Origin of the sequence: Streptomyces sp. NPDC050564 (genome assembly GCF_044457265.1) — a bacterium.
Taxonomy (GTDB): Bacteria; Actinomycetota; Actinomycetes; order Streptomycetales; family Streptomycetaceae; genus Streptomyces.
The window spans coordinates 31,913-58,003 of sequence record NZ_JBITGS010000046.1; the positions used below are offsets into that span (position 1 = coordinate 31,913).

The 26,091-nt window shown below is 68.4% G+C and carries 21 protein-coding genes; 15 read left to right on the top strand and 6 right to left on the bottom strand.

From position 1 onward, the window contains the following. The first annotated feature begins 42 nt into the window (after positions 1-42). From ACIBK0_RS44265 to ACIBK0_RS44285, 5 genes are all read left to right on the top strand, one after another. Positions 43-801, top strand: coding sequence for a carbohydrate ABC transporter permease (locus tag ACIBK0_RS44265; RefSeq protein WP_399093668.1), 759 nt, complete (start codon positions 43-45; stop codon positions 799-801). Beyond that, positions 798-1,616: a carbon-nitrogen hydrolase family protein gene (locus ACIBK0_RS44270; protein ID WP_399093671.1), complete on the top strand. Its 819-nt coding sequence runs from the start codon at positions 798-800 to the stop codon at positions 1,614-1,616. The genes ACIBK0_RS44265 and ACIBK0_RS44270 overlap by 4 nt, the downstream gene beginning before the upstream one ends. After that, positions 1,613-3,493 carry a glycoside hydrolase family 125 protein gene (locus tag ACIBK0_RS44275; protein WP_399093674.1) on the top strand — a complete coding sequence of 627 codons (1,881 nt, stop codon included), beginning with the start codon at positions 1,613-1,615 and terminating at the stop codon, positions 3,491-3,493. The genes ACIBK0_RS44270 and ACIBK0_RS44275 overlap by 4 nt, the downstream gene beginning before the upstream one ends. A 25-nt stretch (positions 3,494-3,518) precedes the next feature. Continuing rightward, positions 3,519-4,952: an extracellular solute-binding protein gene (locus ACIBK0_RS44280; protein WP_399093677.1), complete on the top strand. Its 1,434-nt coding sequence runs from the start codon at positions 3,519-3,521 to the stop codon at positions 4,950-4,952. 434 nt (positions 4,953-5,386) lie between these two features. After that, the gene (locus ACIBK0_RS44285; RefSeq protein ID WP_399093680.1) at positions 5,387-6,100 is read left to right on the top strand and encodes a class I SAM-dependent methyltransferase; all 714 of its coding nucleotides are present in this window, start codon (positions 5,387-5,389) and stop codon (positions 6,098-6,100) included. Between the two features lie 200 nt (positions 6,101-6,300). On the opposite strand, the gene ACIBK0_RS44290 is transcribed toward ACIBK0_RS44285, so the two are convergent. Further along, positions 6,301-7,416 carry an agmatinase family protein gene (locus tag ACIBK0_RS44290; protein ID WP_399093683.1) on the bottom strand — a complete coding sequence of 372 codons (1,116 nt, stop codon included), beginning with the start codon at positions 7,414-7,416 and terminating at the stop codon, positions 6,301-6,303. Positions 7,417-7,870: 454 nt separating this feature from the next. Here ACIBK0_RS44290 and ACIBK0_RS44295 point away from each other — a divergent pair, with 454 nt between their 5' ends. The 4 genes from ACIBK0_RS44295 (at position 7,871) to ACIBK0_RS44310 (ending at position 12,446) form a co-directional block, all read left to right on the top strand. Beyond that, positions 7,871-9,247: an IS1380 family transposase gene (locus ACIBK0_RS44295; protein WP_399093686.1), complete on the top strand. Its 1,377-nt coding sequence runs from the start codon at positions 7,871-7,873 to the stop codon at positions 9,245-9,247. A gap of 296 nt (positions 9,248-9,543) precedes the next feature. Then, complete coding sequence (locus ACIBK0_RS44300; protein ID WP_399093689.1) at positions 9,544-10,251, top strand: hypothetical protein; 708 nt, start codon at positions 9,544-9,546, stop codon at positions 10,249-10,251. 405 nt (positions 10,252-10,656) lie between these two features. Next, the gene (locus ACIBK0_RS44305; protein WP_399093691.1) at positions 10,657-11,160 is read left to right on the top strand and encodes a hypothetical protein; all 504 of its coding nucleotides are present in this window, start codon (positions 10,657-10,659) and stop codon (positions 11,158-11,160) included. 350 nt (positions 11,161-11,510) lie between these two features. After that, complete coding sequence (locus ACIBK0_RS44310) at positions 11,511-12,446, top strand: Ig-like domain-containing protein (RefSeq protein WP_399093694.1); 936 nt, start codon at positions 11,511-11,513, stop codon at positions 12,444-12,446. 58 nt (positions 12,447-12,504) lie between these two features. On the opposite strand, the gene ACIBK0_RS44315 is transcribed toward ACIBK0_RS44310, so the two are convergent. Further along, complete coding sequence (locus tag ACIBK0_RS44315; protein WP_399093697.1) at positions 12,505-12,963, bottom strand: hypothetical protein; 459 nt, start codon at positions 12,961-12,963, stop codon at positions 12,505-12,507. A 747-nt stretch (positions 12,964-13,710) separates the two neighbouring features. On the opposite strand from ACIBK0_RS44315, the gene ACIBK0_RS44320 reads away from it, so the two are divergent. Then, entirely contained in the window at positions 13,711-14,940 is a 1,230-nt protein-coding gene (locus ACIBK0_RS44320) for an RNA-guided endonuclease InsQ/TnpB family protein (RefSeq protein WP_399093700.1), read from the top strand. Between the two features lie 390 nt (positions 14,941-15,330). Here the strand turns inward: ACIBK0_RS44320 and ACIBK0_RS44325 are convergent, their stop codons facing one another. Further along, positions 15,331-16,098, bottom strand: a complete 768-nt coding sequence (locus ACIBK0_RS44325) for an RNA polymerase subunit sigma-24 (RefSeq protein ID WP_399093764.1) — start codon at positions 16,096-16,098, stop codon at positions 15,331-15,333. A gap of 311 nt (positions 16,099-16,409) precedes the next feature. Between ACIBK0_RS44325 and ACIBK0_RS44330 the strand changes: the two genes are divergently transcribed. Next, entirely contained in the window at positions 16,410-16,793 is a 384-nt protein-coding gene (locus ACIBK0_RS44330) for an ATP-binding protein (protein WP_399093703.1), read from the top strand. Next, complete coding sequence (locus ACIBK0_RS44335) at positions 16,790-17,248, top strand: Fur family transcriptional regulator (protein ID WP_399093706.1); 459 nt, start codon at positions 16,790-16,792, stop codon at positions 17,246-17,248. Before ACIBK0_RS44330 ends, ACIBK0_RS44335 begins: the two co-directional genes overlap by 4 nt. A gap of 372 nt (positions 17,249-17,620) precedes the next feature. Here the strand turns inward: ACIBK0_RS44335 and ACIBK0_RS44340 are convergent, their stop codons facing one another. After that, positions 17,621-20,113, bottom strand: coding sequence for a SpoIIE family protein phosphatase (locus ACIBK0_RS44340; RefSeq protein WP_399093709.1), 2,493 nt, complete (start codon positions 20,111-20,113; stop codon positions 17,621-17,623). Positions 20,114-20,520: 407 nt separating this feature from the next. Between ACIBK0_RS44340 and ACIBK0_RS44345 the strand changes: the two genes are divergently transcribed. The 3 genes from ACIBK0_RS44345 (at position 20,521) to ACIBK0_RS44355 (ending at position 24,301) form a co-directional block, all read left to right on the top strand. Then, on the top strand, positions 20,521-21,264 hold the full coding sequence (locus ACIBK0_RS44345; protein WP_399093712.1) for a beta-phosphoglucomutase family hydrolase: 744 nt from the start codon (positions 20,521-20,523) through the stop codon (positions 21,262-21,264). Then, positions 21,261-23,657, top strand: coding sequence for a glycoside hydrolase family 65 protein (locus ACIBK0_RS44350; protein WP_399093715.1), 2,397 nt, complete (start codon positions 21,261-21,263; stop codon positions 23,655-23,657). Before ACIBK0_RS44345 ends, ACIBK0_RS44350 begins: the two co-directional genes overlap by 4 nt. 227 nt (positions 23,658-23,884) lie before the next feature. Then, complete coding sequence (locus ACIBK0_RS44355; protein ID WP_399093718.1) at positions 23,885-24,301, top strand: hypothetical protein; 417 nt, start codon at positions 23,885-23,887, stop codon at positions 24,299-24,301. An 84-nt stretch (positions 24,302-24,385) separates the two neighbouring features. Here the strand turns inward: ACIBK0_RS44355 and ACIBK0_RS44360 are convergent, their stop codons facing one another. After that, positions 24,386-25,498 (bottom strand): FAD-dependent oxidoreductase, encoded by a 1,113-nt coding sequence (locus ACIBK0_RS44360; RefSeq protein WP_399093721.1) that lies wholly within the window; start codon positions 25,496-25,498, stop codon positions 24,386-24,388. After that, positions 25,495-26,067 (bottom strand): hypothetical protein, encoded by a 573-nt coding sequence (locus tag ACIBK0_RS44365; protein WP_399093724.1) that lies wholly within the window; start codon positions 26,065-26,067, stop codon positions 25,495-25,497. The genes ACIBK0_RS44360 and ACIBK0_RS44365 overlap by 4 nt, the downstream gene beginning before the upstream one ends. Positions 26,068-26,091: the final 24 nt, after the last annotated feature.

Genomic DNA, 26,091 nt, shown 5'->3' on the forward strand with positions numbered 1-26,091 from the left:
TACGGCGTTCTGACCGTCGCCAGCCTGGTCTGGATGGTGCCCGTGGTCACCGCGCTCGCGATCTCGGTCCTTCCGATCGGCCAGACCCGTGACGGCTGGTGGAAGGGCAGCCTGTCGGAGCTGACCTTCGCCAACTACAAGGATGCGTGGAGCCAGGGACTGTCCCAGTACGTCGTGGCCAGCTTCGTCATCACGATCGGATCGGTCGCCGTCTCGCTCGCGGTCGGCTCGCTGGCGTCGTACGCCTTCGCCCGGCTGGACTTCCGTTTCAAGCGGCTGACGTTCTTCCTGCTGCTGACGACCATGATCGTGCCGGTGCAGATCATCCTCATCCCGCTGCTGCCCTGGCTGCGCACGCTGGGACTGGCCGAGGGAGATCTGCAGTATGTCGGCATCATCTTGGTGCACACCGCATTCGGGGCGGGCTGGGCTGTCTTCATGATGTCGGCGTTCTTCGCCGACGTGCCCGAGGAACTGCTTGAAGCCGCCCGGCTCGACGGAGCTTCGCACCTGGAACAGCTCAGACACATGGTGTTGCCGCTGACCCTGCCCGGCTTGGTGTCGTTCGCGATCATCGATTTCGTCTTCGTATGGAACGACCTCCTCTTGGGCCTCACCCTGCTCGACCGTGATCACCAGCCCCTCACGGTCGGTCTGGCGAATTTGCAGTCGCCCCACCTGGCGCAGGAGAACCTGGTCTCGGCCGGTTCGATCATGGTGATCCTGCCGCCGCTGCTGCTCTTCATCGCTCTCAACAGGTTCTACGTACGTGGGCTTTTCGCTGGAGGAGTCAAAGGATGAGTGTGCTGGATGTTGTCGCCCTGCAACTGGCAGCCGAGCCGGGTGATGTCGCGGGCAATGTGAAGCGCCTGCTGGCCTCTCTGCGCACGCACTGCGCCGGTGCCGACCTGGTGGTGACGCCCGAACTGGTCACGACAGGCTACGACCTGGCGATGTTCGACGAGCGAGGCAGGGAACTCGCCGAGCCGCTCGACGGACCCACCGTGACCGCTGTGGCGGAGGTGGCCGCACAACTGGAGACGACCGTCGTCCTCGGAATCCTGGAGCGTGACGGCGACGCTCTCTACGACACTGCCGCCGTCATACTTCCGGACGGTGCGGTGCACCCGTTCCGCAAGACCCACCTCTACCCCGCCGAACTGACCCGGTTCAGCGCGGGGGAGGAGCTGCTCACCGTGGACACGCCGGCCGGCCGGCTCGGCCCGCTCATCTGCTTCGAGCACGCCTTCCCCGAACTGGCCACCACCCTGGCCCTGGCCGGAACGCAGGTGCTGGTCATCCCGTCGGCCGTGCCCATCGGCTACGAGTACCTGCTGACCCTGCGGACGCGAGCCCGGGCCCAGGACAACCAGATGTTCGCCATCGCCTGCAACCTCACCGGCAGCGGCTTCAGCGGGAACTCCCTGATCGTCGACCCGGCCGGAGAAGTGCTGGCCGCGGCGGCCGTGGACGAGACCGCGCTGCGGGTCACCATCGACCTCGGCGTGATCACCCGGGAGCGCGATCAGGAGCCGGCACTGAGCATGCGTCAGGAAGCCCTGTACCGCGCGGACGCGGTGGAGCGCCTCGGTGCCGCAGCGGTCGGCGACCGGTGAGCCCGTACCGCACCGTCGACGGCGCCCTGACCGCCGGAGGCCTGCCCAAGCCGCTCGACCTGGGCAACGGGCTGGTCGCCGCGTCCTTCGGCGCCGACGGGTCGTGGCTGTCCATCGGCGCTCCGCACCCTCTCCACGGGTTCGTGGAGATGTCAGGAGCGCCGCCGTTCGAGGAGTCCTGGCGCGGTGACCCCGCGGCTGTGCGCCGGTATCGTGGCTGGCTCACCGAGGACCGGTACGCCTTCTTGCGCCTGGACCTGCCCGATGAGGAGGTCTCCGGGCGCCGGGTCGGCGTGGACGAGGAAGGCCGACCGGTCTGGCGCCGTACCGGACAGGGATGGTCCTGCTCCGCCACGGCGTGGGCGCTGCTCAACCGGCAGGTGCTCGTCCAGCGGTACGTGATCGAGGCGGCGCCGGGGGTACGCGCGGTCCTGCGGTTCAGCGGTCGGCTGGACCGCTGCGCGCTGGCGGAGATCACCGAGGTCAACCCGCCCACGTCCCTCGAGGTGCATCCAGAGGTGGACGTCAGGGGCATTGACGTGGCCGTCAGCGCTCCGGAGTTGGCCACTTCCGCGCTCGTGACGGTCGACGCCCCTGCCGGTCGCTGGGCGCACGCTCCCGATGGGGAAGCTGTGTGGGAGATCGAGGCCGGCGCACGCGGGTCGGGAGCGGTGGAGATCACGGTCACCGTGTCACTGCAACCGCCCGCTTGGCCGGGCAGCCCGCACCGCGCCGCCACGGTCACCCCGCCGCGGATCGGCGACCGGGCCGGCGGTCTGGAGGGGATCGTGAGCGGCGCGCTGCGGTACATCCTCGGCTGCACCGCTTTGGACGTCGGGGGAGGAGACCGCACGATTCTCACTGATCACCGGCTGCTGCCGCTGAGCTGGACCCGCGACGCCTACTACCAGGCGCTGCTCCTGCTGTGCGCCGCTCCCGACGACGTCGCGGTCACCGATGTGGTGCAGGCCCACCTGCGCTGGCTCTGGGGCCGCGGACGTGCTTCGGGTACGCCCTGGATGCGCAGCCACCTGCCCGACGGTCGCCCCAAGGACCTCGCGGTCCAGGCCGACCAGCAGCTCTACCCGATGCTGGAACTCGCCGATTACCGGCGTGTCACCGGACGGTGGCCGCTGCCCCCGCAAGACGACGGCACCGAACCGGGCAAGCTATGGGGCGAGTTGATCGCGGAAGTCTGGCGCGACCTTCCACGGCAAGGGAAGGACGGCTTGCTGGCAGGCGCCGAGAACCCGGCGGATGACCCCAGCGAGCTGCCTTTCGCCCTGTCGACCCAAGTCCTCTACTGGCACACGGCCACCCAACTCGCCCCCTGGTCCGCCGAGCTGGGACTCGACGCCCTGCGCCTTGCACAGACCGCGCAAGACCTGCGCACCGCAGTCCCCCAGGCTTTCACCTGCGAGGGGCCGTTCGGACCGCAGTGGGCGTACGAGACCGATGGGGCCGGACACCACCGGCTCTACCACGACGCCAACGACCTACCGACCGCGTTCGCACCCCGATGGGGCTTTTGTTCCGCCCTCGACGACCGGTGGGCAGCCACCATGCGATTCGCGTTCTCTCGGCACAATCCCGGCTACGTCAGCGGGCCCCACGGCGGACTGGGATCGGCGCACACGCCCGGAACGTGGACCCTCGGCGACGCCCAGGAACTCGCCGTCGCGGAAACCACCGGCGACAAAACCCGCGCAGCGTCCGTGCTGCACCGGATCGACCAGGTGGCAGGCGTGGACGGCCTGCTGCCGGAGACCTATGACGCGGACACCGGAGACTGGCTCGCCCGTCACTGGTTCGCCTGGCCGGCCGCTGTGTTGGGGGTCCTGCACTTTGGTATAACCGGTGGGAATCCGAACAGATGACGCATGGGAAGACGAGGAACCGCTGATGGGCACGGCGATTGACCCCAAGCAGCCGCTGCCGGTCTACGTTCAGCTCAAGACGCTGCTGATCCAGGAGATCATCGACGGGCGGTACGGCCCCGGAGACCGGCTGCCCACCGAGCAGGAACTGTGCGCCCTGTACAACATCAGCCGCACCCCGGTCAACCGTGCCCTGACCGAGATGGCCGAGGAGGGGATCGTGCTGCGCCAGCGCCGGCATGGTTCCTTCGTCAACCCCGAGTGGATACCTCCGCTCACGTCCCCGCACGACGTCCAGGTCATTGTCCCCGAGGGCAGCTGGGAGGCGATGGTGCGGGCGGCGGCGCCGCCAGACCTCACCCTGAACATCCACCAGGTCGGGCTCTCCGAGCTGCGCCAGGTCCTGGTGCGTGCGGTCGCGGAGGGCCGGGCCCCCGACCTGGCGATCATGGACTCCGTCTGGGTGCACGAATTCGCGGCCTCCGGGTTTCTCACCCCGTTGCACGAGCTCGACCCGGACTGGGTGCGCGATGAGTACGAGCAGGACTTCGTCGAGCCGTTCCGGACGGCGAACAAGTTCGACGGCGGCCCCGTCGCCGTGCAGGCGGAGGCCGACGTCGCCGGTATCTGGTACCGGCGCGCCGATCTGACCGCCGCCGGGCACCAGCCGCCGCGGACCTGGCAGGAGCTGGCCGCAGTCGGCCAGGCGCTGGCCGAGCGTGGCGCCTCCATCCCGCTTTCCCTGCCCGGCGGGCCGCTGGCCGGCGAGACGGCGACCTATTGTCTTTTGTCGCTGCTCGCGTCGAACGGCGCTGCAGTCCTCGGCGACGGTGTCGTCACCCTTGACACTCCGGCCGCCACCGAATGCCTGACCTTCCTGCGGCAACTCCTCCACGCCGGTGTCGTTCCCGCCGAAGCGGTGAGCTACGAGCGCCACCGACCGATGCGGCAACTCGCCGAAGGGAAAGCCAGCCTGGCCATCGGAGGCAGCTACGACGCCCCGGCCTTGGCCGCCGCGGCGTCGCTGGCCACGGAAGACGTGCTCGATCAGTTCGGGTTCATCGCCATGCCCGCGGGGCCGCGCGGTGGCGCCGCCACGCTCGCCGGCGGCATGGTGTACTGCGTGTTCCGGCAGGCCTCGGCACCCCGGTCGGCCATGCGTCTGCTGCGGGCCGTCACCTCGGTCGATGCGCTGTCCCGGATGTCCCAGACCACCTGGCAGCTGGCCCCCCGGCGCTCCGCCCTCGACGCGGCCGCCGCACGATCCCCGTTTCTGCAGGCAACGGGCACCATGCTGGAGCAGGCCGTGGTGCGCCCGCCCACACCTCCCTACGCCCGCGTCTCGGCACAGCTCCGCACGCTCCTGGAATCCGTGCTCACCGAGCGCATGGAGCCGCGGGACGCCGCTGCCCGCACCGCCGACCTGATCAGCGCCATCACCGGACTGCCGATTGCCTGACAACAGTTGACCGGCCGTTGCTGGTCCCGTAATCCCGGAAGTAATGCTGTGGCTGAAGGGGAAGCCGGCGATGTTGGTGCTGGAGCCCACCTGGCCGCGCACCGGCGACGCGGTCCCACAGCTGATCCGGCACGATCCACGGTGATGCCCCACACCGGACCGCACCCTCAACTCCGGCCCCGCACATGGCAACCAGGACCGATCCGTCTCATTGGGTCAACTTCGCGCTTTCATGAAGCGGGCTGTCCGGCAGGTGGTCAGCTCAGCGAAAAGTACCTCTGACCAGCGAGAATGATGATTGTCGAGGCCCTCGTTCCCGCGCCAGCCGGAGGCACTTTTGAGGTGAGCGCGAGGCCAGTAGCGCTATCCGGTTGCCGTCGCCGAAGTGGTGAGGCGGGGTGGCCGACCGCCAGCACCCCCGATAGCGTAACCGCGTGGATCAGGACGAACGGCTACTTCACGCCTCGTCATTCGGCGCAGCGGCGGTCGCATACGCTGAGCACCGTCCGGACTACGCGCAGGCCGCGGTGCGCTGGGCGCTCGAGCCCGCGCCCGGCCCGCGCGTACTCGACCTCGGCGCCGGAACCGGCAAGCTGACCACCACGCTGATCGCGCTGGGTGCCGAGGTCATCGCGGTCGAGCCCGACCCGGCGATGCTGGCCGAGCTGCGCCGCTCGCTGCCGGCTGTCCGTGCCCTGCCGGGTAGCGCCGAGGCGATACCGCTGCCGGACGCTTCCGTCGATGCCGTGCTGGCCGGCAACGCCATGCATTGGTTCGACATGGCTGTCGCGGGACCCGAGATCGCCAGGATCCTCGCACCCAGCGGCATCCTGGCCGGCCTGTGGAACGTCATGGACGACCGGGCCGAGTGGGTTGCCGGGCTCGCGCGGGTCAGCGGGAGGGCGGCTATCGGCCCGCGTGACACGCCCGCCAGTTGGCGCGCCGAGACGGCCGACATGAACCTTCCGAAGACGGGCGTGGCCGCCCGGTTCGGCTCGCCGGAGCAGGCCGAGTTCCCGCACGGGCAGCGCCGCACCGCTGACTCTCTCGTCGCGACCATCGCGACGCGTGCGGGGGTGCTGGTCATGCCGGAACGGGAACAAGAAGCCACGCTGGGCCGGATCCGCGCCGGGTGGGCGCCGGATTGAGGCGGAGCCGGAGACGGCGGGGCTCCCACGAGGTTAACCTCGGGCTTTCACGAGGCTAGTTGTTCGGGGGAAGGGCCGGAGAGGCGAGGCGGTCTCTGACCTGGGACGATGAACTTGTCTTGGGCCCTGGACGTGGGTTGGGGAGACGCACCCCTCAGGCTGAGGAAGCGTATCGGGTTGCTCGCCGTTCAGGGCGACGGCTATGTCTGCTGCCCGGGCGGCGGTCCGGCGACCTCCGGGTGCAGATAGTCGGGACCGGGCAGACCCTTGCGGCGCATTGCGATCCCGGTCAGCGCCTCGAAGATGGCTCGGCGAGCGTTCATGGTGGTGGTGTAGCCGGGATCGAGGTGGGGTGCGACCTCGACGATGTCCATGCCCACAATGGGTGTCTCGTGACAGATTCGTCGGACGGCCGGCAGCAGTTCGCGGTTGGTCAGGCCGGGAGGCTCCGGGGTGCCGGTGCCCGGCGCGAAGGCCGGGTCCAGCACGTCGATGTCCAGCGACACGAAAAGATGCTCCGGCCCGTCCAGCGCCTCGTCGATAGCCTGTTGGAGGACCACGTCGAATCCGCGTCGGTCGATCTCGGCCATGAAGTGCGCGCGCAGTCCGTGCTTGCGCATCCAGTCGAACAGTTCGTCGTCAGGCGCGATCGCGCTGCGCAGGCCGATCTGGATGAAGTTGCGTCCGGGGACATGCTCGTCCTCGATCAGCCGGCGGATCGGTGTGGCGTGCGAGGTGAGATGGCCGAACAGGTCGTGGGAGCAGTCCGGATGGGCATCGAAGTGGATCACGCCGACCTTGCCCGCCCCGTACACGTCGGCCATAGCCGCGGCGTCCGGCCACAGGATCGAGTGGTCCCCGCCGAGCACGATCGGGATCGCGCCCGTTCCGGCGATCTCGCGGACCAGAGCGCGGATCGGTTCCATGGAGTTGTCGATGCTGAACGGGTCCACGGCGGCATCGCCGTAGTCGACTACCGTCAACTCCTCGAACGGTTTGATGCGGGTGCTGGGATTGACCAGCATCTGCGGAGTGTTGGGCAGAATCCGCTCATCGGCCCTGATCGCACGTGGCCCGTAGGCCGCCCCCCGGTGCCCGGTGGACATGTCCACCGGCGCCCCGACGACTGCCACATCGACGTGGCCGGCACGCAGGTCGTCCGGATTGAGGCACAGCGGCAGCCCGAAGAACGTGGCGATCCCGGCGTAAGCCGGTACGAACGCATACCGCTGCAGGTTGATCGGCCCGGGCTCGCGCCTCGGGTCGGACGTACGGTCGAGTTCCCATTTCCAGGCATCCGGCGGTACACCTTCCATGAGCGGCTCCTTTCGATCCCGTCCGGACAGCCCTTTGGTACGGATGGCGCCGGGCCGACCGCGCACAGCCGTCACTCAACCCGACCTGCGGTGATTCGCCGCGAACCTTGGCGAGACAGACCGCAACAGTCAGTCGTTCGGACTGGTAATGGGGGTGGCGCGTGGGCTCCCGACGGACACTCTCCGCGCGTTCACCCCGTCGTGCGGGAATCAGGCGGACAGTGGCCGATGGCTGGCGACACGCGAGGAGGTGGGAAAGGGGTGCGCCGTGTGGGCTGGTTCTCCCTGCTCACCGCCCTACGCGCCCAGGAAAGCATCTGCCGTCGGACAGCTCCCGCGCGTTCACGTGGCTGGGCGTCCGATGGGTGACCAGAAACGCGAAGAGCGCCCCTGACCTGCAACGGTGGTACTTGTCTTGGGTTCAGGTCGTCACATGGAAAGAAGCACTCCTCAGGTGAAGAAGCGTGTCGGGTACTACCCGCGTGTCCGTACCGAGGGCGGCGGTCGCGGTGTGGTCTCGCAGGCCGGCGGGGTGCTGCTGGTCGAGACGGTCCGCAAGACCGGCCTGGACGGAGCAATATCGGCGGCGCTCGCGCCGTGGCGGCGTCCTCGGGCGGTGCACGATCCGGGCAAGATCCTGCTGGATGTGGCACTCGCGGTCGCGCTGGGCGGAGATTGCCTGGCCGACGTCGGCATGCTGCGGGCTGAGTCGGCCGTGTTCGGGCCGGTGGCCTCCGACCCGACCGTCTCCCGGCTCGTCGATACTCTTGCCGCAGCTGGTCCGAGGGCTCTGACCGCGATCCGGTCGGTCCGGGCCGAAATCCGCGAGCAGGTTTGGAAGCTGGCCGGGACTTCGTCGCCGAACGCAGCAGGCCAGGTGATCGTGGATCTGGACGGGGTTCTGGTAGTCGCGCACTCCGACAAGCAGGACGCGGCGGCGACCTGGAAAAGAACGTACGGACATCATCCGCTGATGGGGTTCGTCGATCACGGCAGTGGTGGAACCGGGGAGCCAGTGGCCGCGCTGTTGCGGCCCGGGAACGCGGGCAGCAACACCGCAGCTGACCACATCACCGCCACCCAGCTCGCCCTGGCCCAGCTCCCCAAGAGGCACCTGCGCGGGCGGAACACGCTGATCCGTACCGACTCCGGCGGAGGGACACACGAGTTCGTGGCCTGGCTCGCGAAGCGGGGCCGGTGGCTGTCGTACTCGGTGGGGATGACCATCACCGAGGAGCTTCACCAGGCTGTGCTGATGGTCCCACCCTCCGCATGGACGCCCGCTGTCGAACCAGGCGGCGAGATCCGCGACGGCGCGTGGGTCGCCGAGCTCGATGGAGACTGCCTGACAGGTTGGCCGAAGGGGCTGCGGCTGATCGTCCGCAAGGAACGGCCGCACCCTGGCGCCCAGTTGCGGTTCACCGACGCCGACGGCCTGCGGCTCACCTGTTTCGCCACCAACACCACCAGCGTCCCGATCGCCGCACTCGAACTGCGGCACCGACAGCGGGCACGGGCCGAGGACCGCATCCGGGCCGCCCGCGCCACCGGCCTGCGCAACCTTCCCCTGCACGACACGGCCCAGAACCGGATCTGGCTGGAGATCGTACAGCTCGCACTCGACCTTCTGGCCTGGATGCCTCTGCTCGCCCTGACCGGAAAGCCCCGGCTCTGGGAACCCCGCCGCCTACGACTCCGCCTCTTTTCCGCCGCCTCCCAGCTGATCACCACCGCTCGCCGCCAGCACCTGCGATTCGCCCACCACTGGCCCTGGACCAGCGTCATCACCAGCGCGATGCAGCGACTCGTGGCTCTCCCGAACCCCGGCTGACCAACGGAAACGACCCGTCCCTACGGCCAGCAACACCAACCGGAGACGTGGAACCCGGCGCCCATCCGACGCGACAGCCGGGCCACCACCCTGCCCGCAATCTGCCCGACAAGCCGAAACGCCCACCGGAAGAACCGACGGACCATCACGAAATTTCGAGGCTAACGGCTGTAAGGCATCAGGAATGATGCGTCCCTTGGGTCTCCCGGAAGTGCAGATCCTAATGGTGCGAACTGTTGCACGGCTGTTGAGATTCCGCGACATTCGGCCATGTGCCAGTTGCGCACCCTTTCCGTATGAGCACTCCGGGGGCGGGCCGGCCGCGGCGCGTGAATTGGGTTCAGCTTATATCGACTGCGGTAGTCGCGATCATCACTGTCATCGCGGCTGATCTTGCCGACGGCGCAGTGTCCGGAGTGGTAGGGATCTTCCGCGACAACCCGCCTCCGAGGATCGATCATTCTTCCGAGCATCTCGTGACCCTTTTCGACCCCGAAGGCAGCCTGAGCCCCGAGTATGCCGTCACTGAACATATAGGGCCTGCGCGCTGCTGGGAGGAGAGCCTGGTCAGCAAATCGCCTGGGGCACTGCGATGTACGGCGAAGAACTATATCTTCGACCCGTGCTGGCCGAAGGGAAGTTGGGACCCCGGTCACGTCGGCTGCTTGGCGAATCCCTGGAGCCGGAAGGTCACGATACTCAACCTCCCATCCGGAGTGGGAGAATACGAGAAGATGCCGCATGTAGAGATCCCGTGGGGACTGGAAATCCAGAACCCGAACAATCCCCGCGAAATGATCGAATGCTCCTCGGTGGCCGGCGGAACCGTAGAATTCTTGAATGGGAAGCCCATCTACTGGAAGTGTCTTGACAGACTCGGAAGACACGTCGGGTGGGCTGTTGGAGAAGTCGAGAAGAGTAAAGATGGGCCATGGAAGGTCCTCTTCTCCGGAAAGAGGTCTGATCAGCTGGTCCAGAGCCCGATAAAGAACCTCTGGTGGTGAGAGGTCTCCAATACTTCGGGGGCGGTGTTCATCGAGCATGACGGCGGCGGTTCTATCGCTCGCAACTCGCAACCCACACCGCCGGCATCCGTCCGGGATCGTCCGCTGCCCGTCGGAGGCGGCGTGCCCGTCGAGCAGGTACAGCGCCTACGCTCCGAGCGGGGCCTGCCGCTCGGCCAATAGGTCGGTGCGGACGAGCGAGGGGGCGGGCGGGTAGCCGGATCACCTCCCGCGGGGCCCACGCCCTGGGCGAGTGGAACACCGGTGCGCTTCCCTGGGTCGCGCGGGTAGCTGCAACGGCATCCGAGCGCCGCCAACTGCGCCTTCGTGTCCCAGTTCTGCGGCCACGAAGACCTGACCGCGTTCGTATACGTCCCGCAGACCGGCCGGTTCACGTCCGTGCGGATGCCGCTGACCGAGAAAACACTGCGACAGGCAGCCGAACAACTGCGCCGCACCTTCGACGGCGACCCTGAGGCATTCCCGCCCCAGGCACCGCCATCTGCGAGAGGGCCCTGGCGGCGCAGTCTCGCCTTCATCGAGGAGCTGGCGGACGGTCTGCTCGCCAGACTTCCCCGTGTGGCCGGCTGGGAGCGGGTGGAGTCCCTGCGGCTTGGGCCGCTGGGGAGCGCGGGTGTCTACGGCTCGAACGTGCACGGGCGCTATGCGGCCGCTGCCACGGTGGCGACGCCTGTCGGCGCGCCCGAACGGATGGTGACGCAGCGTCATGGCTCGATGCTGAACGGCAGGATGCCGGCGTCGGCGCGCGAGCAAGTACTGAGTGGAGGCGGTCGAGTGCTGTGCGCCATCGGCTTGCGTCACTTGGATCAACCCAGTTTGAGACAAGCCCGGAACCGCAAGGTCGTTCGACCCCGATTGATGCTCGGCAGCCAAGCTGGGGCGGCATGACAATGAGGCCGCCTCCATCGAACGATTGTCCTGACGCCAGGTCAGTTCTAGACCATGCACGCCGCCGAGATCGGCGATGTACGACCCCTGCGGGAGGCCGCCGAGTTGCTGAAGCCAAAGGGCCAGGTGGAGCAGGGAACGAGACTTGGACGGTATGGGTGGCGGCCCGACCGGGCAGTAGCTCAGCCGTGGGAGGCAGTAATTCCGACCGCCGAGCAGGAAGGATGCGCGCTTTTGCCAGTTCGTAGCAACCGCGGCCAGATCTCGGCCGTCTGAGAGGACGTTGAGGCCAGACGATGACGAGCGGGGTAGATGTGAGGCAACGCACCATCAACATAGGGATTGCACTCATGATGGGCGCGGTGCTGGCGGGCACCAGTGCCTGCGGCAGCGGGAGCCCGGCGAAGAGGCCCGCTGAGGGGAAGGACGGAGCGTCCGGGAAGGCGAGCACCACCCCGCCGAAACCCAAGGGACCGCCGATGCTGCTGGAGACGATCACGCCCCAGACCGGCACCACCGTCGGGGTCGCCATGCCGATCTCGGTGGTCTTCACCAATCCGGTGGCCACCAAAGCGCGGGCCGCGATCGAGAAGCACATGAAGGTGACCGCCTCTCAACCCGCCATCGGGGCCTGGCATTGGTTCGGCGACCGGCGCGTCGACTGGCGGCCCAAGACGTACTGGCCCTCCGGCACGAAGGTGAAGATCGACGCCAATCTGGAGGGAGTTGCCAACGGCAACGGCCGTTACGGCACGCACGGCTATGTCCACACCTTCACCGTCGGTGACGACGTCCGAGCGGATGTCTCCGCCACCGGCCACACCATGAAGGTCACGAAAAACGGCAACCTGCTGCGCACCTTGTCCATCAACGCGGGCAGTGCTCAGTACCCCACCTGGGACGGCACGATGGCGGTGATCGACAAGCAGAAGAAGGTCCACATGACCTCGTGCAGCGTTGGCATCAGCTGCAGCAAGGGCAGCGCCGACTACTACGACCTGACCCTCCCGTGGGACGTGCACCTCACCCAGTCCGGCACCTATGTCCACTACTCCACCGGCGACCCCAACCCGGGCAGCGGCAGCGCCCGAGGCTCGCACGGTTGCGTCCACCTGTCGCTGTCCGACGCCAAATGGTTCTACGGCCAGGTCAAACAGGGCGATCCGGTCACCGTCACGGGATCCCCGCGTGGGAAAGCCCCAGCCGACAATGGCTACGCCGCGTTCAACCTGAGCTGGGAGCAGTGGCTCAGCGGAAGCGGGGCGGGCCCTGTCAGCACGGGCTGACCTGCACGGTGGGTCTGGCTCGCGAGCCCGCGTGCATCGTTTGCCATCAGGCTCAGCATCACCGGCCCTTTGATACGCCGCGGCCCGCCGCGACCGGCTCGTCAACTGCCCTGTACGGATGGGGCGCGGCGCCGTGTGCTGTCCTTTCGCCGAGCCAGGCAATGAACGTAAGGACGAAGAGCCCCTCAACGAGCAAGGACAGGAGGCCGTACGGCGGCTCCCAACCGGCTTCGTAGTAGCCGCCGGGCAGACCGACGGTCCGCGACAGCAGAAAACCGACAATCATGCCGAGGCTGACCAGTGCCCCGGTCAGCCACGCGGCCGTGTGTCGTTTCAGGATGACGAGCGCCACTGCCACCACGAGCATGACGGCGCTTCCCACGGCGAACAGGACGCCGACGTAGAACATCTCCTCAAGATGATCGGGGACGAGGAGCGTATGCAGCACCGCGTTGCCGATGGCGCAGCACACCGCCAGTCCTTTCAATGTGACTTCGGCTGTTTGGGTGGAGTTCATCGTGACTCCGGGGGTTTGAGCTGCATCGAACAGAAGGGCACTGGGAGACGGCCTCGGGCGTGTCCTTGCTCCGCGGTTCGACGGGCACGAGCCGCATCGTAGGGCGAGCATCGCTTCCCAGGCCGCGCAGGTAGCCGGTCAGAAATGCCTGTTGGACGCCGCAGCAGAGTTACGGGACCTTGGCCGCCCTGAGGAAAGGGGAAGGGCAGTGACACAGCCGCACATGAGCAGGCGCGTCGGCCTCCGGCTCGAAACCGGACTCATCGAGCGTTTCTGCGGGCCCAATTGATTCCGCGTGCTCCGCTCCGCTGTTCGACCAGGATGTACCCGTGTGCGTGCGGCGCCGCCCGGAGGCGCCCCACGCCGGACCGTCACGCGGAGCTCTGCATCGCGGAGTTGTTGATCAGGAAGGGTTGCCTCCTGTGAATCAATACGGAGGACAGCCCTTGATGGATTGCATTTGCCGATCCTTGATACAGGTGGGTGTTCACCCTGATTCTGGCGAGGATGCCCCGGTGTTCACGCGGGGGAGGAATCGACTGTCGTTGCTGCGGCGCGGAGCGCCGCAGCGGCTCCTGTTCCAGTGGGCGCGGAGCGCCCGTATCGCGTCCCGGCGGAGCCGGGCAGCGCACCCCTCACACCCCGCATGAGGCGGGGCGGGTGGTCTGTGCGGCGCTGCGGATTGCGGGGCCGTTGGGTATCCGCAATGGGCATCGACGGGCTCAACTCTCTTGTTAGTCTGGCCATATGACGACACGGGGGTCATCTGGTGAGGATTCCGGGAATGCTCGGTTCTCCTACCGGTTGCGTGTGTCATCCACCGCGCAGGGACTGTCGGAGCAGGAGTGGACGCGGTGTCGCTGGGTGTGGAACGAGTGTGTGGGGAAGTCGAAGGCTGTGCACGAGTACAACCGCGCCCATCCGCAGGAGAAGCAGACCTGTGGTCCGGCCCAGCTGGATCGGATGCTGACCCAGGCGCGGGGGCGGATGCCGTGGCTGGCCGAGGGGTCCTCGGTGCCGCAGCAGCAGACCATCCGTGACTTCGGCCGCGCCCGCGCGAAGGCGATCAAGGATGTCAGGGCCCGGCTGCCGCTGCTGCGGCGGGCGGGGATGCCGGGGTTCAAGAAGAAGCACGAGAAGCATCCGAGTCTCAACTACACCCGCAACGGGTTCCGTTTGAAGGACTATGGGCGTCTGCACCTGGCTGGCGGCATCACGCTGGGTGTGGTCTGGTCGCGTCCCCTGCCCGCAGCCCCGACCTCGGTCCGGATCCACCGTGACGTGCTGGGTCACTGGTATGCGTGCTTCGTCGTCCCTGCCTCGCTCGAACCTCTGCCGGACACGGGCCGGGCCCTGGGGATCGACTGGGGCGTGTGCGAGCTGGCCACCACCACCTCCGACGCCCACGATCTGGCCCACCCCCACCACGGCCGTGCGGCACGGGAGAAGATCTCCCGCTACGACCGGATGATGGCCCGCCGCAATCCGAAGAAGGGCCAGGCCGCCTCCCGCGGCTACCGGCAAGCGAAGAAGCAGCGGGCCAAGGCGTATGAGAAGGCCGCCCGCCAACGCCAGGACACGGGAAGGAAGTGGGCGAAGAAGGCTGTGCGGGATCATGATGTCCTCGCGGTGGAGGACTTCAAGCCGAAGTTCCTCGCCAAGAGCAGCATGGCCCGTAAGGCCGCGGACGCCGCCATCGGCGCCACCAAGCAAGCCTTGCTCGAGATGGCCCGCAAGCACGGCCGGATCGTGCACCTGGTACATCCGGCGAACACCACGATGGACTGCGCGCAGTGCGGAGCGAGAGCCAAGCACGCCCTGCCGCTGGGTGAACGCACCTACACCTGCACCGCCTGCGGAGCCTCGTCCCCCCGGGACAAGAACTCCGCGCGCGTGATGCTCGTCCGGGCAGGCCTGGACCCGGCTGACGCTGAGGGCACAAGACCAGGCGGAACGCAGTTCCGCCGGGCAGCCTGAGTCAGGAATCCCCTTCGTTTACGAAGGGGAGCCAACAGGACTCGGACGGCACCCAGCGTGAGCTCGGGAAAAGGGCCTAAATTCCCGGTCGAGGGTTTCAGGGTCTTCCCCTCGCTCTTCCGGATCTCCTGGTCGAGGTCAGGCGGGGCGGCTTCCCGGGAGCGGAAGACTTTTGGGTGGACGGCTGGCCACGCACCAGCGGCGCTTGAGGCCAACACCCGGTCGCGTCGTTACCGGCACCGAGGCCGAACTCCGGCGTCGCTCTGGCTGTCGCCCTTCATGGCCATGAGCAGCCGCTGGGCGTCCTTCTGGTGCCTTGCTGGCGCGTACCGCGTGATCAGATTCATGGCGCGGGGTCAGCTCTGTTCGTTCTTCGTCCACGTTCGGAGTTCAGATGCGCGTGATGCGGCCGCCGGTGAGGCTGAACGCCGCCACGGTCACGGTGACGCCGGCGTGCTGGGCGACGAGGCCGGGCTGGCCGTTGATCGTCCGCTCCAGGAGTGTCAGCCCAGGGGCTTTGTCGGCGATGTGGATCAGGTACTGGGCGATGTGCTCGCTGCCCCCGACCGGGCGGAGGACGGTGCCGACCAGTCCGCCGCCGTCGGCGATCACCGTGGCGTCGGGGTCGAGGAGATCGACGAGGGCCTCGATGTCCCTGGCTTCCCACGCCTCTTTGAAATGCCGCACCAGACCGGCCTGGCCGACGATTCTGGCGACCTCGGCGAAGGGGTACCGGAAGACGCCATGGAGGATGAACGCCACGCGTTCGGCTGGCGTCATCGACTCCAGTACGACGAGGAAGGTCATGTTCACCGACTCGTCCAGGGTGACCCGGTCGGCGGGGTCGACTGGCTCGAACCCGCCGCCGCCCGCCGGCCCGCTGATCCACTCCGTACGGTCGGGCAGCGGCTCGGGTATCCATTCGCTGACGCAGCGCTCGCGCCGGACCCGCGCCGAGCCGGGATAGCCGAGCCGCTCAGGCGTCAGCGAGATGGCGCGCTGCGCCACGCGCCTGGTCGACCAAGGGTCGGAGCGCTGGATTCCGGTGGTGGCGGCCCACGCGTCCCGTTGATGAGTTGCTGACGCCGGTGGTCGCCGTGGGCGCTCGACGCATGCCTGGAGAACTTCGGGGCGCCTCAGGGCGATATCTCCGGTAATGTCGAGTTAGTCGTTCAATTTGATACTTTATCTAGACTTGACTGATTCCAGTTTGGCCGTAGTTTGGGATGAGAGTTTGCATCCGTCTCCCGAAGGCCGTCATGGAACGCACAGTCGCTGAAGAGTCCCACCGCTGGGGAGCAGTCGCCGATGTGGCCGCTCTTGGCCCTGGCCTGCCCGTGTCCGCCGCTGGGATGTGTGTGGAGTCGTTCGTGGGCGGGCCGTGGGCTCTGCCGTGGTCGCTGGCCGCGTGCGGCGTGGCGCGCAGAGCGATACGTGACGTACTGCCTCGGTGGGGTCTTGGAGAGCTCGTGGCGACCGCCGAGTTGCTGGTCAGTGAGCTGGTGGGTAACGCGCTGCTGCATGGTGCCGGCCCGCTGTGCCTGACCCTGGAGTGGGTGTCGGACATGCGCTGTCTGGTCGGTGACGGTTCTTCGCAGCCTCCTCGGCTGACGGAAGCCGGCCTGGAGGATGAGGGAGGCCGAGGACTGGCGCTCGTGGACATGCTGGCCACACGGTGGGGCCATGAGCGGGCACCGGTGGGGAAGAACGTGTGGTTCGAGCTGTCCACTGGCGCGGACCCCTCTGGCCTGGAGCAAATGAACCCCTCGGGGATGGGGCATGACGGCCTGGAGGGGCTGGAGATCCATGGCGTTGAGGCCCTGGAGGGCGACAGAAGGAGTGAGGCGGCATGACGCCCGCGACGACTGGCGCGGAGCCCATGGCGCAGGCGGTGGGACAGTTGCGTGGGGCCGGTCTACGGGTGACGGCCCAGCGCATGGCCGTGCTGATGGTGGTGTCCGAGTCGCAGGGCCATCTCGACGCCGACACTGTGCGTGAGCGGGCTCAACAGGTGACGGGGCGCCTTTCCTTGCAGGCGACCTACAACGTCTTGAGCGCGCTCACCGATGCCGGTCTGGTGCGGTGTACGCAGATTGCCGGTCATCCGGCCCGCTATGAGACCGAGCGTCGCGACAATCATCACCATTTCGTCTGCTGCCGTTGTGGCGAGATCCGTGATGTCGAGTGCGCGGTGGGTGCGGCTCCGTGCATGGAGCCGCAACTGCCCGAGGGGTATTTCACCCAGGAGGCCGCCGTGACCTTCTGGGGCTTGTGCCCCGGCTGTCAGGCGGTGTCCCAGGCGTCCTGACCGCGCTCGGCTTTTGCCCGCAGCCCGGTTTTCGCATCGGACGGGTCCAGCACCCCGGCCGCGGCGGGGCGCCGCGAGGGCATCGCACAGCAGGGTGCTGCGCGAAGGTGCCGTAACGGCTGTTGCCCGATCTCCGCCGGCAGGGTCGTGCTCCGTGCCGCCCGGGCGACCGCCCGTCCCGGTTTCCGAGTTTTTCCGAGGCCCGTTCCGGCACCGGCCGGGTAGGTCACCTCGCCTGGCAGATCGCCCTCGCCCAGCAGCGGGCGCCCCTGAGGCCTTAGCACGGTCCGTCTACCGCTCGACGGCGTTATCGGTCGGTTTCTTTCGGATACGCGCGTGGGGTGGGCATGTTTCTTGGGCGGTGCCGTTCTGTCATGTGGGGGTGGGGGTGGGGGTGGGGGTGGGGGTGGGGGTGTGCGGTGGGGAGGTGTGGGCTTGTCCTGGGGGCAGTGGTTGTTCTGCCCAGATGGTTTTGCCTTGGGGGGTGTAGCGGGTTCCCCATCGTTGGGCGACGTGGGCGACGAGGAAGAGCCCGCGTCCGCCTTCGTCGGTGCTGAGGGGGCGGCGTAGGTGTGGTGAGGTGTTGCTGCTGTCGGACACCTCGCAGATGAGGGTGCGTTCTCGGATCAGGCGGAGGCTGATGGGCTGGGAGGCGTGCCTGATCGCGTTGGTGACGAGTTCGCTGACGATGAGTTCGGTGGTGAATGCGACGTCTTCGAGGTTCCAGGCGGCCAGTTGCCGGTTGGCCATCTGTCGGATGGTGTGGACGGCTGAGGGGACGGCGGGTACGTCCCAGGAGGCGACGTCGTCGGTGCTGAGAGCGCGGGTTCGGGCGACGAGGAAGGCGACGTCGTCGCGTGGGTGCTCGGGCAGCAGCATCCGCACCATGGTGTTGCAGATTTCGTCGAGTGGGCGGTCGGGGTGGGCCAGCGCGAAGCAGAGCCGTTCGAAGCCGACGTCCACATCGCGGTCGGAGGCTTCGATGAGGCCGTCGGTGTAGAAGGCGATCACGCTTCCTTCCTCGACGTCGATCTCGGCGCATTCGAAGGGCAGGCCGCCCAGTCCGAGCGGTGGCCCGGCGGGTATGTCGGGGAATTCCACCGGTTCACTCAGGTGAGCTATGGCGGGGCTGGGATGTCCGGCCCGTGCCACGGTGAGCTTGCGCGAGATGGGGTCGTAGACGGCATACACGCAGGTCCCGCCGATGACCTGGGTGTCGTTGGCGGCATCGGCTTCGTCTGCGAGTCGGATCACCAGGTCGTCGAGGCGCGCCAGGAGTTCGTCGGGGGACAGGTCGAGGTCGGCGAGTGTCTGCACGGCGGTGCGCAGCCGGCCCATGGTGGCCGCGGCGTGGATACCGTGTCCGACGACGTCCCCGACGACCAGGGCGACCCGTGCACCCGACAGCGGGATGACGTCGAACCAGTCCCCGCCGACCCCGGCTTCGGTGTCGGCGGGAATGTAGCGGTAGGCCGCCTCCACCGCGCTCTGCTCGGGCAGGCCGTGGGGGAGCAGGCTGTGCTGGAGGGCCAGTGCGGTGTTGTGCTCGCGAGTGAAACGTCTGGCGTTCTCGATGCAGACGGCCGCGCGGGCTGCCAGTTCTTCGACGAGAAGCTGGTCGTCGTCGTCGAAGGGCTCCGGAGACTTCCAGCGCAGCAACGTGGCCACGCCCATGGTCACACCTCGGGCCTGGAGGGGGACGACCAGGTGGGAATGCACACCCAGAACGCGCAGCTTTGCCGTGCGCAGCGGGTCCTGTGCCAGCCACGTCGTCGACTCGTCGATGACCGGGTCGCGGATCGAGCGACCGGTGTCCAGGCACAGGCTCTGCGGGGAGGCGGGCGGGTAGCGGGTGGGGTCACCGGCCGTGACCACGACCTCGGGCTGATCTTCCTGGATCGAGAGGTGCGCTGCGCGTCGCAACACGGTCGCGCCGTCCACCGCGACGGGCGCGAGTTCACGGGCCGCCAAAACCGTTTCCAACAGGTCGACCGCGACGAAGTCGGCGACTTGGGGCACCACGATCTCGGCCAGCTCGCGCACGGTCCGGTCCAGGTCCAGGGTGGTGCCGATACGGCTGCTCGCCTCGTTCACCAGGGCGAGTCGCCGCCGGGCGCGGTCTTGGTCGGTGACGTCCACCGCGGTGTGGCACACGCCCAGGACGCGGCTGGTGCGGTCCTGCAACCGGAAGGACGCGCAGAGCCTGACGCGCTCACGGTCCCCTCGCAGGAGCTCGCCCGGTTCAGGCACGGCATGCTGGAACGTCAGCAGCGTCTGCCCGCCGTCCAGTGCCTGCCTGGCCTGCCACTCGAGGGTGGATTCGGCCGCTCCGGGCACGGCCTGCCCCACTTTGCGGCCGACGCGCTGCTGGGCGGCCACGCCGTCCATGCGTTCCAGCACGCGGTTGACCAACTGGTACCGCAGCTCGGTGTCCACCACCGCTATCCCTATGGGCGACTGGCCGAGCAGGCCGTGCAGCACTGCCTGGTGCAGTTCCCACCTGCGCAGCGAGCTCACCTCGCTGACCACCGCAAGCCAGCTTCGACCCTCACCAGCGTCCTGCAGCGGGCACGTGCGCAATGCCAGCTCAACTCGGTGGCCGGCGCGATGCCTGGCGGCGACCAGGCCTTCCCAGCTGCTGCCCGCACGCCACGGCTCGGACACAGCGGACGCGAGGTCTGCTCCGCCGGCCAGCAGCGAGGCGGCAGACCGCCCCAGAACCTCGCATGCCCGGTAGCCGAGCAGCGCCTGCGCGCCCTTGCTCCATCGCTCGATCAGACCGTGCGCGTCAATGCCGACCACAGCCGCACGGGTGATGTCGAACGGCTCAGCGAGGTATTCGTACGCCGTACCCTCTGTCGCCATGGTGCGGATCCCCTCGAGGGGCCTAGTCCATAGCACCACAGTCTCACGCCGGTCCATGGCCTTGCGCGGGCACCGTGCCTCCTACGCGGCGCTGCCGCGTCGGCTGCCCTGGGCGCCCGCCTCGCCGGCGAGAGGGCCGAGGACGTCGTCCGCGACGTGCGGAGGCTGCTCGGCGCTGGGCCTTCGCCATGGATCGTGTCGAACGGGCTGTGGGACCACTCCTCACGGGGCCCTGGCCGGCTCACCGTCGGCCAGGGGCCCCTTCTGGACCCGGATGTGCCGTGGCAGCGTCTTTTGGCCCGTGCCCGTCCCTGCTGTCATTCGGCCCTCGACCGAGCGGGTGCCTTCCGGCGTGCCGCTCGGTGGCTTGATGCGAACGGTCGCGGACGCCTCCTAGCCTCGGCGACATGCTGGGGCTTCCTGCTCATGTCCGTGCCTGTCTGTTCGACCTCGACGGTGTACTCACCCAGACTGCGAAGGTGCACGCGGTCGCCTGGAAGGAGATGTTCGACGGCTATCTCCGTGAGCGGGCGACACGTGAGGGGACCGAGTTCGTGCCCTTCGACGCGGTGGACGACTACGACGAGTATGTGGACGGGCGGCCCCGTGAGGACGGCGTGCGCACGTTCCTGGCCGCACGTGGCGTGCACCTGCCCGAGGGAGCGCCGGACGACCCGGCGGAGGCGGAGACGGTGAACGGACTGGGCAACCGCAAGAACGACCTGGTGATGCGGCGGATCCGCGAGGACGGGGTGGAACCCTACGAGGGCTCGGTCCGCTTCGTTCACGCGGCGCGGGAGGCCGGCCTGCGCCGCGCGGTGGTGTCGTCCAGCGCCAACTGCCGGGACGTCCTGGTAGCGGCCGGCATCGAGGACCTGTTCGAGGAACGGATCGACGGAGTGGTGGCGCGCGAGCGCCATCTGCGCGGCAAGCCCGCCCCGGACACCTACCTGGAGGCGGCCCGCAGGCTCGGAACGGATCCGGACGAGGCCGCGGTGTTCGAAGACGCCCTGGCCGGCGTCGAGGCCGGGCGAGCGGGACGGTTCGGCGTGGTCGTGGGCGTCGACAGGGTGGGTCAGGCGGATCAGCTGCGGGCGCACGGGGCGGACCTTGTGGTCCGTGACCTGGCTGACCTTCTGGAGTCGCGATGATCAGCCATCCCAGCTTCACGGTCGAGCCGTGGTGCCTGCGTGAGACCGAGCTGAACCTGGACGTGCTCGCCCAGAGCGAATCGGTGTTCGCGCTGTCCAACGGGCACATCGGGTGGCGCGGCAATCTCGACGAGGGAGAGCCCCACGGGCTGCCCGGCGCCTACCTCAACGGCGTCTACGAGCAGCATCCGCTGCCCTATGCGGAAGCGGGCTACGGATATCCCGAGTCCGGCCAGACGATGATCAATATCACCAACGGCAAGGTCATCCGGCTGCTGGTCGACGACCACCCGTGCGATCTGCGCTACGGTCATCTGCTGGCGCACGAGCGGGTCCTCGACTTCCAGTCCGGTGTTCTCAGCCGCTCGGTGCGGTGGACATCGCCCGGCGGCCGCACGGTCCGGATCACCTCACAGCGGCTCGTGTCCTTCACCCAACGCGCGGTGGCCGCGGTCGTGTACGAGGTCGAGCCGATTGACGGACCGACCACGGTGGCCGTGCAGTCCGAGCTGGTGGCCAACGAACAACTGCCGCGCCTCGAGGGCGACCCGCGCGTGGCTGCGGCGATCGAGTCCCCCCTGAATGCCGAGGAGCACTTCGCCCAGGACACCCGCCTGCGGCTCGTGCATTGCACCGCCCGCAGCGGACTGCGGGTGGCAGCGGCGGCCGACCATCTCGTCGAGGGTCCCGAGAGCACGCGCTGGACGGCGCAGAGCGAGCCCGATGTCAGCCGTCTGACGGTGACCGCGGACCTGGTGCCCGGGCAGCCGCTGCGGCTGGTCAAGTTCGTGGCATACGGCTGGTCGGGTGAGCGCTCGCTGCCGGCTGTGCACGATCAGGTGGACGGAGCCGTGGCGGGTGCGGTCAGCACGGGCTGGGACGGGCTGGTCGCCGCCCAACGGGCGTACCTGGACCGCTTCTGGGCCGGCGCGGACGTCGAGGTCGAGGGCGACGCGCAGATCCAGCAGGCCGTGCGGTTTGCTCTCTTCCACGTGCTCCAGGCCGCGGCCCGCGGCGAGAACCGGGCCATTCCCGCGAAAGGCCTGACCGGAACCGGTTACGACGGGCACTCCTTCTGGGACACCGAGTCCTACGTGCTGCCGGTCCTGACGTTCACCGCGCCGCAGGCCGTCGCTTCGGCACTGAGATGGCGGCACGGGATGCTACCGGCGGCCAGGGAACGGGCGGGCCAGCTGGGCCTGGCGGGAGCGGCGTTCCCCTGGCGGACCATCGACGGTGCCGAGAGTTCCGCCTACTGGCCGGCCGGCACGGCCGCCTTCCACATCAACGCCGACATCGCCACGGCCGTCGTCCGGTACGTCATGGTGACCGGGGACGAGGACTTCGAGCGCCGCGAGGGGCTCGACCTCCTCGTGGACACCGCTCGGCTGTGGCGCTCCCTCGGCCACCACGACGCGGAAGGCGTCTTCCACATCGACGGGGTCACCGGACCCGACGAGTACAGCGCCGTCGCCCGCGACAACCTGTACACCAACCTGCTGGCCCGGCAGAACCTGCTCGCCGCGGCGGAAGTGGCCACGCGTCATCCGGACCGGTCCGCAGAACTCGGTGTCGACGACGAGGAGACCGCCGTATGGCGGGACGCCGCGGCTCGCATGGCGGTGCCGTACAACGAGTCTCTCGGCGTGCACGAACAGTCGGCCGGGTTCACGAGTTTCCAGCACTGGGACTTCGAGGCGACCCCGCCCGAGAACTACCCACTGCTGCTGCACTATCCCTACTTCGACCTGTATCGCAAGCAGGTGGTGAAGCAGGCCGATCTGGTGCTGGCGATGTTGGAGTGCCCGCACATCTTCTCCGACGAGGAGAAGGCGCGCAATTTCGCCTACTACGACGCGCTCACCGTCCGCGACTCCTCCCTGTCGGCGTGCTGCCAGGCGGTGCTCGCCGCCGAGACCGGGCACCTGCGGCTGGCTTACGCCTACCTCGGAGAGGCGGCGCTGATGGACCTGGACGATCTGGAGCACAACACCCGTGACGGGCTGCACATCGCCTCCCTCGCCGGGACCTGGATCGCCCTGGTCGAGGGTTTCGGCGGCATGCGCCGGTACATCGGCGAGGGGGGAAAGCCGGACCTGCTGGCGTTCGCACCGCGCCTGCCGGAAGCGCTGTCAAAGGTGGCGTTCACGGTGCTGGGACGCGGACGCCGGCTGAAGGTGGACATCGGCCCGTCCCATACGCGTTACCAGCTGGTGGAAGGTGAACCGTTGGTCGTGCTGCATCACGGGGAACAGGTGACCGTGACGACCGACGCTCCGGTGGACCAGCCGATGCCCCCCGTGCCCGTGCGTCCCGAGCCCCAGCAGCCGCCGGGCCGCCGTCCGGCGGGCCTGCCGGCTGGGGAGGAGCAGCAAGCGGAGACACCGGACTAGGTGTGCGGATCGGGCCGGTTGGTGACGCTGCCGGTTCCGATGTCCCATGCTCGGTGCCCGACACCCCGGGCAGCGGACGCACCCGTCCCGGACGGTACGGCCCCCCGGACTCCCTTGGCCCCGACGACGGGCCGACCGGCACCCATCCCAGCGACCCGTCATCGGCAGACCTCCTGGCAACGACCTGGGCCTCACGACTCAAGGCCGCCAGCCTGCGGCGTCTCCCATTGCCGGGATCTGACCTGGACAGCATCACCGTTGCCCGGCTCCACCAGGCCGTACCCGTCGGCAACTTCTCCATCGCGCACGTCGCGCAGGCTCTGAATACCACCACGGCGCACGTCATCTACCTGCTGTCCCGGCCCCCGGTCGCCTGGAGCCCGCCCTGGCTCCGTCGCACCCAGCACACGGCCACCCGCATCGGAAAATGGCGCATCTGGTACGAGCACGACCACATGTCGCTCCAGGACATCGCGGACCGGGAAGGAGCGAGCCTCGCCACCGTGCGCCCGGCACTGCTCAAGAACGACGTCCCGCTCCGCCCGCGGGCTCCTGTCCCACCGCCTGCGAAGGAGATGAGGCATCCCGGCTCCCCCGCGGGCCGGCCCGGCTTCTGTCCGGGCACTGAGACTCATGTCGCGTGACGTCCCGTGCGACAACCGAGGGACCCGAACGGCGGGTGATCGCACTGGCTGGGCAGCCAGTTGCTTGGTCGTATTCGGTTATCTTCAGCCCGGTTGGAAGAACGCGAGCATTTTCCGGCTGGCGTCCGGCGACATCAGGATTTTCTGGATGCGCGCGGACTGCCGACCGGCGGCGCTGGTGCGTTCGAACATCTCGCGTTCGTATTCCTTGGCGGCGGCGGGAAAGCTGTCCGGATGCGCGGCCAGCGCGAGGCCGAGCAAGGCGCCGTCGAGCAGCGCCATGTTGGCGCCCTGACCCACCGGCGGCATCAGGTGCGCGGCGTCGCCGAGCAGCGTGACGCCTGGCTTCGACGGCCAGGTCAGGCCGACCGGGAGCGTGGTGATCGACCGTGGCAGGACCGTGTGGTCGCATGCGGCGATCAGTGCGGTGAACCGTGAGTCCCAGCCGTTGAACAGGTCGATCAGCCGCGCCCGGGCGGCGGCGGGGTCGTCGAAGGGGATTCCGCTGGTCTCGAACCAGTCCTCGGCGGTGCAGAAGCTGAGGTAGATGCGTACGCGGCCGTCGCCGTTGCGCTGCGCCGACAGGGATTGTCCGTTGCCGAGCACCCAGTAGTTGCCGCGCCCAACCATCGCCGCGAGATCGGGATGGGTGCGGTCGATGTCGGGGATGCCAAGCTCAACGACGTTTTGGCCGGTGTGCGTTGGTCGGGCGTCGGTGAGCAGTGCGCGAACCAGGGAGTCCGCGCCGTCGGCGCCGACCAACAGGTCATACGTCGCGCTACTGCCGTCGGCGAAGTGCAGCAGCCCCTTGTCGGCGTGCTCGAACGCGTGCCCCCAACGCACCGCGTGCTCGGGCAGCGAATTCAGCAGCAGGTTACGCAGATCGGCACGGTCGACCTCGGGTCGATCGAGCGGGGCGTCCTCGGGCGTATCCTCCTGCAGCAGCAGGGTGCCATCCGGCTCAAGTAGGCGCAGGTCCTGGCCTTCACGACGGGCAATCGCGCGGAACTCGTCGGTCAGGCCGGCCTCGCGCATCGCCCGTTGGCCGGTCCCGGCGTGCAGGTCGAGCATGCCGCCCTGACCGCGCGCGTCGCGCGACGGTTCGCGTTCGTACACGACGGCGTCGATGCCGTTCACGTGCAGCACACGAGCAAGGGCCAGGCCGCCCAAGCCGGCTCCAACGATCGTGATGGTCACGGTTGCCTCCGATTCACCGTATTGCCTGCTCGCGAGAGATCGACCCGTGGTGCGCGCGGGCCACCACCGGTGGGGCGCCGAACGAGATCCCGGACTCGCCGATCGCCTCGGCCGGGCCGGGAACCTGGCCGGCTGGCCGGCCTCGGCCCGGCGCGGCGACCAGTTCGTTTCAGCCGGGCGGTGAGCCGCTCGGCAAGCCGGCGGGAGTTCGCGAACACGATCGTCGACCGATGTTCGCCGGCCAGCGCGAGAATCCGCTGCTCGGCATCCGGCCCGATGGACGACCGCTGCTCCGGTCCCGCCGCCGAGCCGGACACCTTGCCGGTGCCCTTCCCGAGCGTGGCCATGTCCGCGACCGGGACCTCCACTTGCAGCCGGACCGATTTCCGGTTCGCCGGCCGCACGATCTTGACCGGCTGCTCGACGGCGAGGAAGGTGCTCACCTCCTCGACCGGCCGGGTCGTCGCGGACAGGCCGATCCGCTGTGCCTCGGTGGGTGCGGCGAACGCGCCTGTGAACGACACCCTGGTGGCCGGCGAGAACGGCGCCGGCGCATCGTCGCTCGCCACGCCCCCGTCCTCGCCACTCCCATC